Annotated in this window: 10 protein-coding genes; all 10 read right to left on the bottom strand. The window is 44.0% G+C overall.

From position 1 onward, the window contains the following. Positions 1–52 precede the first annotated feature (52 nt). The gene (leuD, locus tag GDK41_RS01135) at positions 53–652 is read right to left on the bottom strand and encodes a 3-isopropylmalate dehydratase small subunit (RefSeq protein ID WP_152084687.1); all 600 of its coding nucleotides are present in this window, start codon (positions 650–652) and stop codon (positions 53–55) included. Beyond that, entirely contained in the window at positions 652–2,052 is a 1,401-nt protein-coding gene (gene leuC / locus GDK41_RS01130) for a 3-isopropylmalate dehydratase large subunit (protein WP_152084686.1), read from the bottom strand. Before leuC ends, leuD begins: the two co-directional genes overlap by 1 nt. A 55-nt stretch (positions 2,053–2,107) precedes the next feature. Next, on the bottom strand, positions 2,108–3,184 hold the full coding sequence (gene leuB / locus GDK41_RS01125; RefSeq protein WP_152084685.1) for a 3-isopropylmalate dehydrogenase: 1,077 nt from the start codon (positions 3,182–3,184) through the stop codon (positions 2,108–2,110). Then, on the bottom strand, positions 3,181–4,728 hold the full coding sequence (gene leuA / locus GDK41_RS01120; protein ID WP_152084684.1) for a 2-isopropylmalate synthase: 1,548 nt from the start codon (positions 4,726–4,728) through the stop codon (positions 3,181–3,183). The genes leuB and leuA overlap by 4 nt, the downstream gene beginning before the upstream one ends. Before the next feature lie 402 nt (positions 4,729–5,130). Beyond that, a complete protein-coding gene (locus GDK41_RS01115; RefSeq protein ID WP_232056499.1) occupies positions 5,131–6,180 on the bottom strand; it encodes a hypothetical protein in 1,050 nt (349 codons plus the stop codon). A 62-nt stretch (positions 6,181–6,242) separates the two neighbouring features. Continuing rightward, positions 6,243–7,724, bottom strand: a complete 1,482-nt coding sequence (locus GDK41_RS01110) for an internalin (protein WP_152084683.1) — start codon at positions 7,722–7,724, stop codon at positions 6,243–6,245. Between the two features lie 10 nt (positions 7,725–7,734). Continuing rightward, on the bottom strand, positions 7,735–8,580 hold the full coding sequence (locus GDK41_RS01105; protein ID WP_152084682.1) for a GEVED domain-containing protein: 846 nt from the start codon (positions 8,578–8,580) through the stop codon (positions 7,735–7,737). Between the two features lie 10 nt (positions 8,581–8,590). Further along, positions 8,591–9,826 (bottom strand): hypothetical protein, encoded by a 1,236-nt coding sequence (locus tag GDK41_RS01100; RefSeq protein ID WP_152084681.1) that lies wholly within the window; start codon positions 9,824–9,826, stop codon positions 8,591–8,593. Positions 9,827–9,864: 38 nt separating this feature from the next. Further along, positions 9,865–11,847, bottom strand: coding sequence for a Hint domain-containing protein (locus tag GDK41_RS01095; protein ID WP_152084680.1), 1,983 nt, complete (start codon positions 11,845–11,847; stop codon positions 9,865–9,867). Between the two features lie 105 nt (positions 11,848–11,952). Continuing rightward, entirely contained in the window at positions 11,953–15,216 is a 3,264-nt protein-coding gene (locus GDK41_RS01090; RefSeq protein WP_152084679.1) for a M4 family metallopeptidase, read from the bottom strand. Between the last annotated feature and the right edge of the window lie 216 nt (positions 15,217–15,432).

Raw genomic sequence — 15,432 nt, 5'->3', positions numbered from 1 at the left:
GCTCAACAGACCTAAAGCCAAAGCAATTGACTAGGCTAGAGTATGCCCGAGACTATTGCCATGGTCTTTGAGACGCTAACTGCTGCTCAAAGGCATTGATCTTATCGTTTAACTGCTCTGTCTCGCCAATAAAATCTAAACCACTGAGCAAGCGTGCTTTGATATCAGCACGTACATCAAAGTCAATGGCATCAAAATACTGACTTTTTAGTTGCTGATTGGCCAAGTCTACTTCAATTTGAATATCGTTATGCTGCTGTGTCAATTGAAATAGCTGCTCGAGCACCTCTGCTGACAACGCAATGCACAGCATTTGGTTATTGCCACAGTTGTTAAAAAAGATATCAGCAAAGCTCTGTGCCAAAATAACACTAAAGCCATACTGCTTCAGTGCCCAAGGCGCATGCTCACGGGAAGAGCCACAGCCAAAATTATCACGTGTCAATAATATCGACGCACCTTGGTAGCATGCATCATTGAGCACAAAATCTGGGTTTTGTGAACCATCTTCAAGATAGCGCCAATCATAAAATAGCGCTTTATCAAATCCGTCTCGACTTGTTGATGTCAAAAATTGTTTGGGGATGATCTGGTCGGTATCCACATTGTTTTTATCTAATGGTGCCAACAGCCCTTGATGATAACAACTCATTAGGCTTCTCCTCGAATATCAGTAAAGTGACCTGCAATTGCTGCTGCTGCCGCCATCGCGGGGCTAACAAGATGAGTGCGACCACCACGCCCCTGACGACCTTCAAAATTACGATTCGACGTTGAAGCACAGCGCTTACCCGCACCTAAACGATCATCATTCATTGCTAAGCACATCGAACAGCCCGGCTCACGCCATTCAAAGCCAGCGGCTTTAAAAATGTCAGCCAGCCCTTCTTGTTCGGCTTGTTGCTTTACAAGACCTGAGCCCGGCACGATTAAAGCTTCAACGCCTTTGGCCACTTGCTTACCTTTAACAATATCAGCAGCGGCACGTAAGTCCTCAATACGACTGTTGGTACACGAGCCTATAAATACGGTATCCACCTTGGCATCTGACAACTTTTGCCCTGCCTGCAAGCCCATGTATTGCAATGCACTGCGAATAGCTTGTGCTTTGATAAGATTTGGCTCTTGGTCAGGGTCTGGTACCAGCTCATCAATGCCGATCACTTGCTCAGGGCTCGTGCCCCAGGTCACTTGTGGCTGGATATCTTCGGCATCTAGCTCAACCACATAATCAAACTGAGCACCTTCGTCTGTGCACAGTGTTCGCCAATAGGCAACGGCTGCTTCAAAGTCATCCCCTTTTGGTGCAAAAGGTCGACCTTTTATGTATTCATAAGTTGTTTCATCTGGGGCGATAAGCCCCGCTTTTGCGCCCATTTCAATACTCATATTACACAGGGTCATACGCGCTTCCATCGACAACGCCTCAATAGCTGAGCCACAAAACTCAGCCACATACCCGGTGCCACCTGCGGTGCCCAATTTACCTATGACCGCCATAATTAAATCTTTTGCCGTCACCGTTGGACGCAATAGGCCATTAACTTGAATTTTTAGTGATTTGGCTTTTTTTTGCTGCAATGTTTGCGTTGCCAACACATGCTCAACTTCTGAGGTTCCAATACCATGCGCCAACGCACCAAATGCGCCATGGGTCGACGTATGGCTATCACCGCATACAATGGTTGTGCCCGGTAACGTGATCCCTTGCTCAGGACCCATTACATGTACAATGCCTTGATTGATAGAGTTTAAGTCGTACAGCACAATCCCAAACTCTTCACAATTCTTAGCAAGCGCCATTAGCTGATTTTTTGATACCTCACTGGCAGCATCCAAAGAGCGGCTTTTAGTAGAAACATTATGATCCATCGTCGCAAAGGTTTTCTCGGGGCATCTAACCGCGCGATTTTTTTCTCTCAAGCCAGAAAACGCTTGCGGTGACGTGACTTCGTGTACTAAGTGCCTATCAATGTATAGTAAATCGGTTTGTTCATTAATTTTGGCAACCACATGAGATTGCCATATTTTATCGTATAAGGTTTGTGCCACTTGCTACATCCTCAGCTAAAACAGCAGCCTGACGGAAGGCTGCTGTCAAAATAGGTTAAATTCTTGCAACTATCGCCTGTGCGACATCTTGTGTGGTATAGCCCGCTTGCGGGAATATATCGGGCGTACCGACACCCGCGGCTACCGCTTCTGCAACGGCTTTTTCGATACTTCGAGCGGCTTCATCTTGACTAAGCGAATAACGTAGCATTAAAGCGGCACTTAAAATTTGTGCAATCGGGTTAGCAATCCCTTTTCCTGCAATATCAGGTGCTGAGCCCCCAGCTGGTTCGTATAATCCAAACCCTGATTGATTCAAGCTGGCCGAAGGGAGCAGCCCCATAGAGCCGGTGATCATGGCGCACTCGTCAGATAAGATATCGCCGAACAAGTTGTCGCATAGCAGCACATCAAACTGCTGAGGCTGCTTAACAAGCTGCATTGCCGCATTATCTACATAGATATAATCAAGCTTAACCTCCGGATAATCTTGACTGACTTCAGTGACAACTTCTCGCCACAGTACACTGGATGCCAACACATTCGCTTTATCTACAGACGTTACGTGGTTGTGACGCAATTTGGCCGCTTCAAAGGCAAAGCGTGCTATGCGCTCAATTTCATGACGTGAATAACGCTGAGTATCAAAAGCCGATTCTTCTTGCCCTGCTCCCTCTCGCCCTTTTTCGCCAAAATAAATACCGCCCGTAAGCTCACGAACACATAGAATATCAAAGCCTTGTTCGCTGATATCGGCACGAAGTGGCGACGCCGCACTTAATGCTGGTAGCAACTGCGCAGGGCGTAAGTTACAGAACAAGCCAAAATGCTTGCGAAGGGGTAACAAAGAAGCCCGCTCAGGTTGTTGCTCTGGAGGCAGATGTTCCCACTTTGGACCACCTACCGAGCCAAATAAAATCGCGTCGGCAGCCTCGCACGCCGCAAGCGTTGAGGCGGGAAGTGCTTGGCCATGCGCATCAATAGCCGCACCACCAATGGCATATTCTGCACGCGTTATTTTAAAATTAAATTTATCACTGACCGCATCCAGCACCTTCAGTGCCGCCGCCATTACTTCTGGGCCAATGCCATCTCCGGGAAGTACGGCAACTTGGTAACTTGCTTGGCTCATCCTGCTTTCCTTTGTTGTTTTAAACTAGAGACTTTTTGCGCTCTATCGATAAGATTGTAAACGCGGATCATAGCCCGCACCGATGCTTCAACAATGTCAGCGGCAAGACCTGCACCGTGATATTGTCGTCCGTTATATTTGGCAATAATGTCAACTTGCCCCAAGGAGCTGGCACCTTGTCCGGTTGCATCTAAGTTATATTCAATGACCTCAACCGCCATGCCGGTAATTCGTTCAATGGCTAGAAATGAGGCTTCAACCGGACCGTTCCCCGTCGCTGCTTCTTGCTTAGACTGCTCACCCACAGTCATCCCAATAGTTGAGCTGGCCACTGATTGCGAATTAGAAGTGGAATTAACAAACTCCAATTGGTAATGGTCATCGTCATCGTTGATCTGATTAAAGTAGATCATCGCCTCAAGATCGTAGTCGTAAACCGTCCCCTTTTGGTCAGCCAAAGCCAAAAAGCTTTCATAGAGCTTGTCCATATCATAATCAGACTTTTGATAGCCCAATTCTGTTAAACGATGTTCGATAACATGGCGACCTGAACGTGAAGTCATGTTCAATTGGTTGTTTGGCACCCCGACACTTTCAGGTGACATGATCTCGTAAGTATTTTGTGCTTTAAGCACGCCATCTTGGTGAATACCAGAGCTGTGTGCAAAGGCATTTTCGCCGACAATGGCTTTATTCGGTTGTACCGCCATGTTGCAAATTTTTGCCACTTGCCGAGAAGCACGATAAATTTCTTCACTGTGAATATCAGTATGTACTTTTAAGTGGTCTTGGCGCATTTTCATGATCATCGCCACTTCTTCTAGCGAACAATTACCCGCGCGCTCACCAATGCCATTTACGGTGCATTCAATTTGCCTTGCGCCTGCTTGTACTGCCGCAATCGAGTTAGCCACAGCCAAACCTAAATCATTATGACAATGCACGCTAAGACGTGCTTTATCTATATTTGGTACATTGTTCATTAAATGGTGGATCATTGCCGCATATTCATCAGGCGTCACGTAACCAACTGTATCGGGCAAGTTGATGGTAGAGGCTCCTGCGTTTATCGCGGCCTCTACAATTCGACATAAATCAGCATGAGGTGTGCGCCCCGCATCTTCACAGGAAAACTCAACATCATCTGTGTAATTACGCGCAAGCTTTATTGATTTAACCGCCATGGCCGTTGCATCATCCAAGCTCATGCGTAGTTTATGCTCTAAATGCAGTGGGCTGGTCGCGATAAAAGTATGAATACGACTGCGTTGTGCTGGTTTTAGTGCTTCACCGCACGCTTCAATATCTTTGCTCACTGCTCGGGCCAACCCGCAGATAATCGGGTTTCTCACTTCAGTTGCAATACGCTGTACCGCTCTAAAGTCTGCTGGACTAGATACGGGAAATCCAACTTCCATTACGTCAACATTTAGGCGGCTAATCGCGTGAGCTAACTGAATTTTGTCGTTTTCTGTCAGGCTGGCTTTTAACGCTTGCTCACCATCACGCAATGTCGTATCAAATATCCACACTTTATCCTGCATAACTTATTCCTCATCCCCAAAAATAAAAAACCCCGCAACTGCGGGGTTAAAAGTAGTAGCTCTATTTACGCGCACTACACCCCACTGACACAATTAATCAGTAAGAGGTTAAGCAGTAGTGACAAAAGCGTGATGTTTTTCATAGAGCAAAGTTGTCCTGTTGATGGATTGGCTATGTTGTAACATGGGTCACAAAGTAAGATCAAGCATAAAAAAACCGCCAAAAAGAATAAAACCCGATAACAAAAGCAAGATACATTCATTAAAGCAACAAAATATAAATAATCAATACAGTCAACTTGCTCTCAATGAATGAAAATGGAGCTGCGCATTGATTACCTGCTTAGAATTACTTTTTAAACAAAAATACAAAACTCACGCTGTTTAGCCATTTTTTATACATTACAAGCATTGCCCTAACCAAGGTTGTGCAAGACAGACATTACGTAATGCTTGTAGCTGAGTTACTTGTTGCCAAGCAGCTTCATACTCAGCTTGGGCATTCTGTTGCTCCTGCTCTGTGGCAACAGCTAGAAATGCTTCAGCGCGCTGCTGACGTCGAACTGCTGCGCCATAACGCTGTTCTATATCATGCCAAATCTGTTCATATTGTTGGGTGTCTACTGATATATCATTGTTTACTTCAAAATGCCCTGACTCTTCGTAACTTTTAGTCACAATGCTACGTGGCAGTTTTGGCAGGGCTTGTAAGTCATTACTTAACTGACCACCAAATGTGTAATCAGCCAACATTTGTAACGTATTTAAACAAGGTGAAATATTCGCACCTCGACAGTGTATTGGGTTGGTATTAAGTATTTGCTGGAGGCTAGGAGGTAAAGTGCCACTCGAGTTAGCATCAATAGTCAGCACCGCATTTTGTGCAAATTTTTCTATCTCTTTGACCTTGGTTTTAGTTTTTTTGAAAAACAGCAATCTAATTTTTATTTTTGTCACGTACTTCTTGTAATCAGCTTCAGAGCGAAAGTGCAAGCGAGTGTTGATAAAAAGGTCCCGTCCGAAGTTCACTTGATAAATAAACTGGTCGCCACAGTGCGCAGCACCTTTAAGCACATGACGATTTTCTAAGGTACTGTGTCCTTGCGACATGTTGAGATGTAGTTGCGATGTTAAGGTCAAATTATCTGTTGCATTGCGGTGAGTAATAGACGTCGACACGCTGCCCGCCACGATAAACAAATTCACACCACCATGCACTTCACCAAACGTACGCCGCCTGATCTGAGTTTCGTTTAAATGCTGCAGGTAATCCAGTTGCCCAGCACTTTCTTGATGAAACTTAACAGTGCCAGTGAGACAGTGAGTGGATGGCTGATGTAGTTGGGTATCAAATGCTTTACCTAAATCTTGCTCGTTGAATTGTTCGCTATAATAGCGCTTCGCCGACACATTAAAGGTCAGCACAAGCATTAATACTGCTATTAATTTCATGATAGATCCTTTGTAAAATGACCAAGGCACACTAGGGGATGCACCTTGGTCTACGGGTTTGTTTAACCCGCATTGAACGCGTTACCGTAGGTGCTTAAAGCCCCCTCACACAAGCGCCAATTTAAAATACCCAAAGCAGGTGCATTGATATTGATAAAAGTAGGTGCCCAGCGCATATTACGATATTTCACACTGTCGTTTTCACTGACAATACCTGCGCGCACGGCCTCTTGACGTGCCAGTTCGCACTGCTTCCAATCTAAGCGGTCCGACTGTGGCAACTGGAGCTGCGTCACATCATAGCTTGCAGGACATACTTTGCCACGACGGGCACAATCATCTTTCATTTTTTGCACTTCGTCTTCACACGCAGTACCAAAAGGATTATCGCGACAAAACTGTGCGGCGTTGAATAAAAACCATGCGTTGTCATAGGCAAGGTTTCTAATCGTCTCGACAGCACTGCGCTGAGTTTCGGGTAAATATGCATAGTAACTAGTCAATAAATTAGAAGCTCGTTGCTCATCAAGTACCGCTTGCTTAAAGTCATCTTCTAATTCACTGATCAACCACTTAGTGGCATTGCGAATGGTTTGATAATCAGCAACCAAAGGGCGCAGCGCCAAAGAAGCACTGTCATAACGTGTGGTGTAATAGCGCACGACGTTATAGTCACTCAGTGAATTTAACTGTGAGCCAAATCCTGTCTTGGCATATTGCACCGCTTCATAAAACATATCAAAACATGGTTTAGGGTTGTCTAATGAACAGGTAATAATATTATTGGGAATAATGCTTAATAACTGCTTAGGGTCACCACCATTTTGGATAGCTCTCACAGTGATTTTTACCGACGATTTGGTATCATCCTGTAAGTATTTAAGTTGCCCACCTACGTTGAATACCCCACCATATAAGTCCACATCAAGATAACCACCAATTTCTGACTTATCTTTGTTGCTGCCGTAATCTATCTTCAGGTTCACCATAATATTGGCACCATATTCGATTGCCGACACAAACTCATCGCCAGCGAGCTGTTGCAACTTAGCTTGGTGCTTGTTCGCAATTTCCTCTCCGGCTTGTGACAGGGTATAACCAATATTACTATCTTGTGGTAAGAACAAACGTTTTTTAGGGGTACTACGAGCACTAAAGGTATACGAACTTGAATATGTACTTGAGGCCATTTCTTTAGCCAGTGACGCCCCTGCTGATACGCGCACGACAGGGAAGTTTACATCTAAGTCAACGCTACCATTGAGTGTGCTGAGCAAATCATCGTAGCTCATATCAATGCCCGTTTTAAACGTCACTTCACTGTTACCGTATGTTTCATCAATCCGCCCAGCAACAGGCTGTACATTCAAAAAGCGCTTGGTTTGGCTGTCATAAGCCGTACCTATGGCAATATGGTCATTGATTAAGCCTGAAATAGACGAACCTGAATTAATCGTTTCTTTTGCAATAACATCGTTGTATTTAGCCATTGCAGAATTCGTGCACAGGCCAAGTAATAGCATTGTTGAATAAATTGGTTTCATTGTTTTGTCCTTAACGAATTGTCACCAGGTAGTCTTCCACCTCACCATACTGAATACGCTTACATGCGTTATCAGAACCGCCACCAGCATCACTGGCAATACGCATCAAGGTGACACCATCAGGCACCTCTGTAGGTACTTCAAAAGTAAATTGAAAAGGGCCATCGGATGCTGATTTATGGACCATTTCTGATTCACTCATCACCCCATCCTGATCCCAATCAATCCAAACACGCATTGCCACATACGAAGGATACTGTGGCTCTTTATTTCCTGGTGTAACTGACATTTTGACCGCCCTACCAGCGGGTAAAGTCACCACTTTTCCTGTGATAGCGCTGTACCCATGACTTTGAGATTCATGGCTAAACCCCTCTATCGTGATTTTTTCAATCCACTCCCATTCATTGTCGTAACTTTGGTTCTCGCAATATTGGTTTTTCAATAAGGTGGTATGCAAAGCGACAGGCACATACTCTGGCGGCATCGTGCCACAAGCGTCGTTTACACTGTTACCCGCTCGCCATTGATACGGGTTACTAAAATCGCTATTGGCAAACGTTAAATAGTTCACGCGACCTTGCGCAATTTTGTCCGCTGATAGCCAAAGCGCTCTGAGCTGCTTAAGCTTCTCTTCCTTGCTCACAATTTGCGTGGTGTCATGAGATTGCTCCCAAATCTCAACGAGCAACCCGTCGTAACACTTTTCCAGCCATGCAAAGCGCCCTTGCGCTTGCGCAACCGTTAAAAACTCTCCAACTTCGTTGTAACTTGCTTGCTGTTCAAGCGCCGTCGCCGCTTGTACTTGTGTTGCTGCACACATCACAGATGTGGCAATAAATAGTGGTTTCATCATGATCGTTTCCTTACTTCAAAACATCGCTGTAGCTACTGTAGTCGGTGTAATAAACCAAATTCGCAGCTTCATATTCAGTGCAATAATTCCCTTCTGGATTTTGCTCGCAATAGTCAACCATATCGGCAAATAAATTGGCGTTATTACGGCTGGCTGATTCGATGTTACTCAACTGAGCTAATTGCTCATTATTAAACTGTGAGGCGTAGTAACGCTGCAGGTTCTTAGCACGGCGGTAAGTTAAACGCTCTTCAATCCAGCGAGCTGTTAGCTCTTTTACAACCAACTTGGTTAAGTAATTTGCTCCTTCATAGCCTTGTGCTGGTACTAACGCTTGTAAAGCCGGGCCTGAGTCTTGATACTCAGCAATGTAGGCTTCGGTAACGTTATAACTATCTAGTGAATCAAACTGATTAATATAATCATTTTTCAAATAGTTAATCGCAGATTCAAACAGTTCAAAGCAAGGCTCTGGGTTGAGTAAAGTACAACGCATAATGCCGTTAGGTATGATGTTTAATAACCGGTTTGGATCGCCACCACTTTGATACCCACTGATGGTGATCTTTACTGATTGACGCTTGCTGTCATCAAGCTTTTGCAGCTGTCCATCCACTTTGACTTTACCAATCCAGTCAACACTCAAGTAACCGCCTATAGAACGTTTGTCTTCTTCATTGCGATAATCAATTTTCATATTGATCACCACGTTTGAGCCATAGGCAAAGCCATGTACAAAGCCATCACCTAAGTTCTTTTCGCGATTGCCAGGTTGCGCTTGAGCCAAATCAAGCGCCGCTTGAGTCGGCTCATAACCCACCATACCATTTGGCATCAACATACGAGATTTCGGTTTCATCGATGAATAAACGGTATAGGTGCCGGTGTATTTATCAGCGCTGATATCTTTGGCATAGTTAGCCCCAGCATCAACCCGCACCGCAGGAAATTTAAAACCTGCATCCACCTTACCGTCAATCAGCTTAAGTGCTTGCTCATAACCTAAATCAACACCAACACGAAAGTCGATTTTAGTGTTACCCAAATGCTCAGCCTGTACTCCTTTAACCGACTGTAGACCAAGGTAGTTTTCACCTTTACTGTGATAGGCCGTGCCCAGCGGCACCGCATCAATGGTGCTAGGTTTAATTAAGCTTTTCTTAGTCTCTTGCGATTCATCCAAAGCAAACGCTGACGTGGAACACAGTGCAGCGACTAAGATATTTATGTTTATAAATTTATTCATAATTCACTCCATGAGATGGCCTTCTGAGGCCATTCCTATTACTTAATGCTGTTAAGGTAGTCTTTGTGCCAAGGTTCAGGTAAGCGATTCAAAACATCCTGCTGCGTTTCAACTTTTTCCTTAAACTCATTGTTACTTTGCATGGCCAAATCCCCAACTTGCAGACCGTTAGCAAACATACTGAAGGTTTCACCCTCTAAGTAATTTGGGTCGTCTTTGCTGCGTGATAAACGTAAGTTATAAACTTTATCTTTAAATTTCACTTCCTTAATTTTGCTTACAAATTCAATACCATCTTGGGTATGAATACGGTCACCTAGCTGCACTTCGTTAGCCCAAATAGACTCCCCCGATTGCATGATCACTGGGTGAGATTCGGTCAACAGTAACTTTTTGCCTGATTTGGTTTTAATTTCAATCATTGGAATGGCTTCAACTCCAACTGAAATATCTTTTATTTCAAGCGCTAAACGATTCGCAGGGTTGTATTGGCTCGCGCCCATTACTAGGTCGCCTACGGCAAGCTTTTCAATCGGCATTTGCGAACCATCAGGCAAGGTGATCAAACTGCCTTGTGCTAAACAGCTATACACAATTTGCATTTGTGGGTAGTCGATATCTTCCCACGAACCTAACCCAGCAGAGCCAATTACGACGGTCTCAGCACGGGCTGTTTGACCAGGACGCGGTTCATTATCCACTGCGATATTCATTATCCAGTTGGCATCTTGGTAACGCCCATATAAGGTTGCATCACCAAACACCCCTTGGTTGCGAGTGATATTCCATGACAATTTGGTCTTGGTCCGCCGACCAAATGGGATGTATTCCACTTGGATGTTATCCGCGAAGAAGTTTTGAATATCGTTGTACTGATCACCGGAAATCGACGTGGCACCGCCGCCCTCTTTAGTCTGAATAAAGATATTAGAGCCAAAGTCGATCACATCAGGCTTTTGTACCTGAGGGCCACTTTTAAGGGTCGTACTACCATCACCGTTATCAACCACATCAATGACGCTCCAATCAGGTCGATAGATACGCGTTACTTTACCCATCATGATGTATTCACCCACAAATGGGATCTTCAACTTTAACTGATCATTAGGCGTACCAGCTGGGTAAATATTCTCGTAGTCACAATCACCATAATTACGGTTTAAACAAACAATTATTTTATTGTCTAGCTGCCCAGCTTCTTTTGAACGTAAGTCTTTAGGATGAGATAAAGTCGAGCCAAAGTCGGTGGTTAATGTACCCGCATTTTGCACTGATACCATTGGCGCGCCGCTTTGTACTTCAGGGGTTATCAAGCCCAACTCTCCTAAGATAGTATCTTTTGAATATTCGACTTTGGAGTTTCTATCTTCGACAACTTCGTTACCATTTGCGTCGGTATATACCACGGTAACCCACGCATCAGCGTAAATTTGTTCGGCACTTTGTAACTTAGCCAAAGCGTCACTTAGTCGCGCTGATGAATAAATTGACTTACGTTTTTTCTCTTGCTCACCATCGCCAAAAAACTCGGCATAGCGCGGTAACGTGATCGATTCACCTTTTTCGTTTACCAAAGTGATATCAATGAACGTATAGTTGGTTGGTTTTTTTTCGCTGTTCAGTGCAGATACCACGAGATATTCTTCATTGGTACCAGGTAAAGTCGCAACTTCAATGCCCATATGCTTGAAAAAAGAACACAAACTTGAGTTATGTGCATTACAATCATTCGCCATACTCACGCTGGGTATGGCCAAGCTTGGTGCAGCTAAGCTACGTGCATACTGCTTGTCGATCACGTTAAACAAATGGGGTCTATTTTGCTTGTTAAGCCCATATTTGTTTAAACGCTGTTTTAGCGCTTGTATATTTTGCTTGCTGGTTAAGTCTGATTTTACGAACCCTTGCTTAATTTCAAGTACCGGTGAGCTGGCATTAACCTGCACAACATCACTTTGTGCTTGTGCTATTGACGTAGCCGCACCTAATGCCAGCGCGACAGATAAACTGAGTAATTTCATCTTGATTCCCTATGTTATTTTTACCTTTATTGACGTTTTTTGAGCACAAGCTCAGGAACCTTGTATCAATTGATACAAGGGCCCTTACTGCAAAAGCGGTGTTATCTACCAGCCGGTGACTGAGAACTTGATGTCGGAGACTTCACCGTAATGGAAGTTATGACAGCCATCTTGACCTTTACTTGCTTGAGGTAGCTCTTCTAAGCGCGCGCGGATCACATAGTCTTTACCTTCCCACCAGCGAACATACGGCAAGAACAGTGATTGACTGGCTTTAATACGACAACGACCATTACTGCACTCTTTGAGGTAATTGCTATTCATGTCGCTAAAGTTTTCTTCACCGAGCTCAAACTTTTTGTCTTCATCCTTATCCAGCCAGATCGTGAAACGCAGCTCATTTTCTCGATTGTTCAAAAGACGTTCAGCTGTTGATTCACTGATCTCATTGCTGACAATATCGACCGTAAGCTCTTGTGAGCGAGTGAAACTAAAGTTAGGTTTATGCAGTACGTAGCCTGCGCTATTAGTGCCTTGCGCACCGGTAACCGATAGGCGGTCATTGATCGATGTCCACATCATGATTTGATCGATATAAAACGCATTGGCATTATTTTGATCGCTTATAGCAACCACACATTGCTGAGGCTCAGACAATGAGATGTTTTTACTAGCCGTGTCTGTTTCACCGCTGCCATCTTGGTAACTTACCGATAAGGTCGCCGTGTAATTGCCTGCCACTTTAGGGTAATCAATAACGCCTGGATTTTGCGCTGAGCTGGTGCGGCCATCAAAGCCAAACTGCCATTGATACTTAGGCTGGCGCAACATATTAGCCTGTGAAGTATTGGTAAATTCAACGCGATTATCTGCTAGAACTTGATAGTCAAAGCTCGCCTTGATTGGAAGCTCAGGCACGTCTATGTCTGCTTTTAAATCAATCACCTGAGCTAGTTTGGTATGTCCACACGTGTCGTAGAAGTTATATTCACTACCAATAGCGATACGCAACATAGTAACGCCAGCAGAGAGTGTCTCTGGCAAAGTAAAATTCACCGTACCACTACCAATTAGTTGATTGTTTAAAACCATTTCATCGGCTGAGAATAAACCATTGCGATTACTGTCAACTAACAAAGTGACGCGCTTATCGCTCAGTGATGATGGTAACGTTAAGGCCTGTTCGTTATGCCTATTAAATGAAACTGCATTAGCTAGCAAACTTTGATAACGCTCACTGCTGAGCGTAAGTGGTGTACCATTGACACTCACATCGGTGGTGTGCACTTGACCTTGATTAAAATATGGTTCGCAAGAAGCCCCCACTGCACGACTGTAAAAGTGCCGGTAGCCCTCTTTTTGCTGGCCATTTTTAAGTGTCACCGTCAGTTTAAAGCGTACTAAATCATCCACATTGACTTGACGAGAGCGCTCAAGATAATCATAAATATTGCTCAAATCTCCTTCTTGCCAACGCTCTTCGGTGCCATCGCCCCAAGCAATATCAATCCTTGCAATATCGTTTACTGGTACACTTGCAACGCGGTAAATTACCGTGTTGTAGTTAATGCTACTGGTAAAATCCAATGTTGATATGTCTGAGCTGCGCGCGATCACACCCACAGAATGTAAAGTTTCATCAATATCGGCTTTTAACTTAGACTCAGCACCTAAATACGTGAAATTGCCGGCTTGAGAAAGTAAGCATTGCCCCGCATCTTCGATGCTAGCACCTGGAAAAAAGCACTCTATATTGGCACGTAAAAATAACTTAAAAGCATCTTCAATTGACCAATGCTGTGTTTTGACTAGCTCATAGAATGCTTTTCTTAACACGCCTCCGATATGGTAGGTGGATAGCCCTGTTTGATAATCTTTGAAATGATCAATACTGCGTCCATCCCATGAAGGCATCTCGAAGAATCGAGCCCCTTTGTCTTCATACATAACATCCCAACCGTACCACCATTTACGGTTTTTCTGATGATTTTGAGCACTATCACTAATTTGATTTAAATAAGCCACGGATTGGCTATAGGCGCCAGACACGTTTGCTTGTAAGTGATCCAATATCGCCACGCTGGCAATATCAGAGAATGCTTCGTTTATTGCCCCATCTTGATCCGCAGCGCCTAGCTGGCTATTCCAAAATGTCACAGCATGACTTGCCTCATGTGCCACAACATCCAAAGTTGTGTGAAAATAATGAGTACCGCCGTAATTTCCAGTGCCGTAATTTACGTGAGAGTCGTCCCAGTTAGCTTGGGTATTACCGTAGGTGTTATTACCCACATTTTGTTTCAACTGTTTTAAACAAAAGCCATTGTAGTCACAATCTGATGTTTGCTGTGGATACATTTGTTTAAGCAAAGTGTGGTAATACTGCATCACCACACCGGCATTAAAATGCGCTTCATTGACCGCTAAATAGCTGTAATAGTCATAGAACTGATCGTCGATACGCTGCTTATCAAAATGCTCGTTTGTACTGTCGCATTGATAACTTGCAGCGACCGATTTATCGTTCATGTAATCAATGGTTTTAACATAAGGGTTTTCTAGCGTGCAGGTACCGCTGCGCTTACTGACAATAAACGGGTAACCTGAAAATGCCTGAAATATTGCGCTTTCTTGAACTTGGAATAGTAATTCCTGACCTTTAGGCGTGCTAGAGTCGAATTGATAATCTAAGCATTTACTCATACTTTGTGGCTGAGGTGAGTAGCAAATTGCACCGAGCTTTTCATTCCCCCCAATCCCACCGCCTGCGACCAAATCGCTGGTTAACGCATCTAAGTCTGGCTTACGACTAAGAATTTGTAGTGTTCTTGCATCAAAAATATAGCGATAGGCACGCGCTTTTAGCACGATAACAGGGTTCAATTGTCCATTGCTGATCTCATAAGCTCGCGTTAGTTTAGCGCCTGGTGCGATTACATTTTGCTGTTTAGCGATATCCGCTAACACCTGTTCGTCTGACTGTAAAAAGCGTTTTGGGGTTGCATAGCGCACAGTGCCTTTTGCTAGGATTGCTTTGCCTAGCCCTTGCTTAACCTGCCCATGATCATTACTGACCAGCACAAAACGCCCACCCAACACAGGCCACTGGCCCAAATAGGTTTGATAATGGCGATACTCTTTTTGCTTTCCTGTTTGTTTAATTAGTTGATAGCTAAATGCAGCGTCATATCCGTCAGTGGCATTTCGCACATTAGAGTGCTTTGTTAAACCAAGCCCTTGCTTGGCTATCGACTGCTCTAACACCTGCCAAACATGTGCTTGATTAAGTAAAGTGTGGCTCTGAACAGCCTGAGCCGTTGTGGTTATACTGAGTAACCCAGAGGCAATAAAAACCGAAAACTTGTTCATTTCAATTCCTTGTTAAACTTATTACTCCTCCCCTTCTAGAACCAAGGGTGGTTAATTGTGATATAGAGTAATGCATCAAATTTAACAATTAAATAACAAAAAAGAATGAATAACTTTACAATATCGATAAGCCGCTGAAACAAATAAAAAACAGAAAGAAAACTTTTTTGTTACAAACGGGGTTGGTGAGAAGGAATAATCTATTCCACTATAAAT

Origin of the sequence: Pseudoalteromonas sp. A25, assembly GCF_009176705.1 — a bacterium.
Lineage (GTDB): Bacteria > Pseudomonadota > Gammaproteobacteria > Enterobacterales > Alteromonadaceae > Pseudoalteromonas.
Note: the sequence above shows the minus strand (reverse complement) of the source record. Positions and strands in the feature narration are given on the sequence as shown.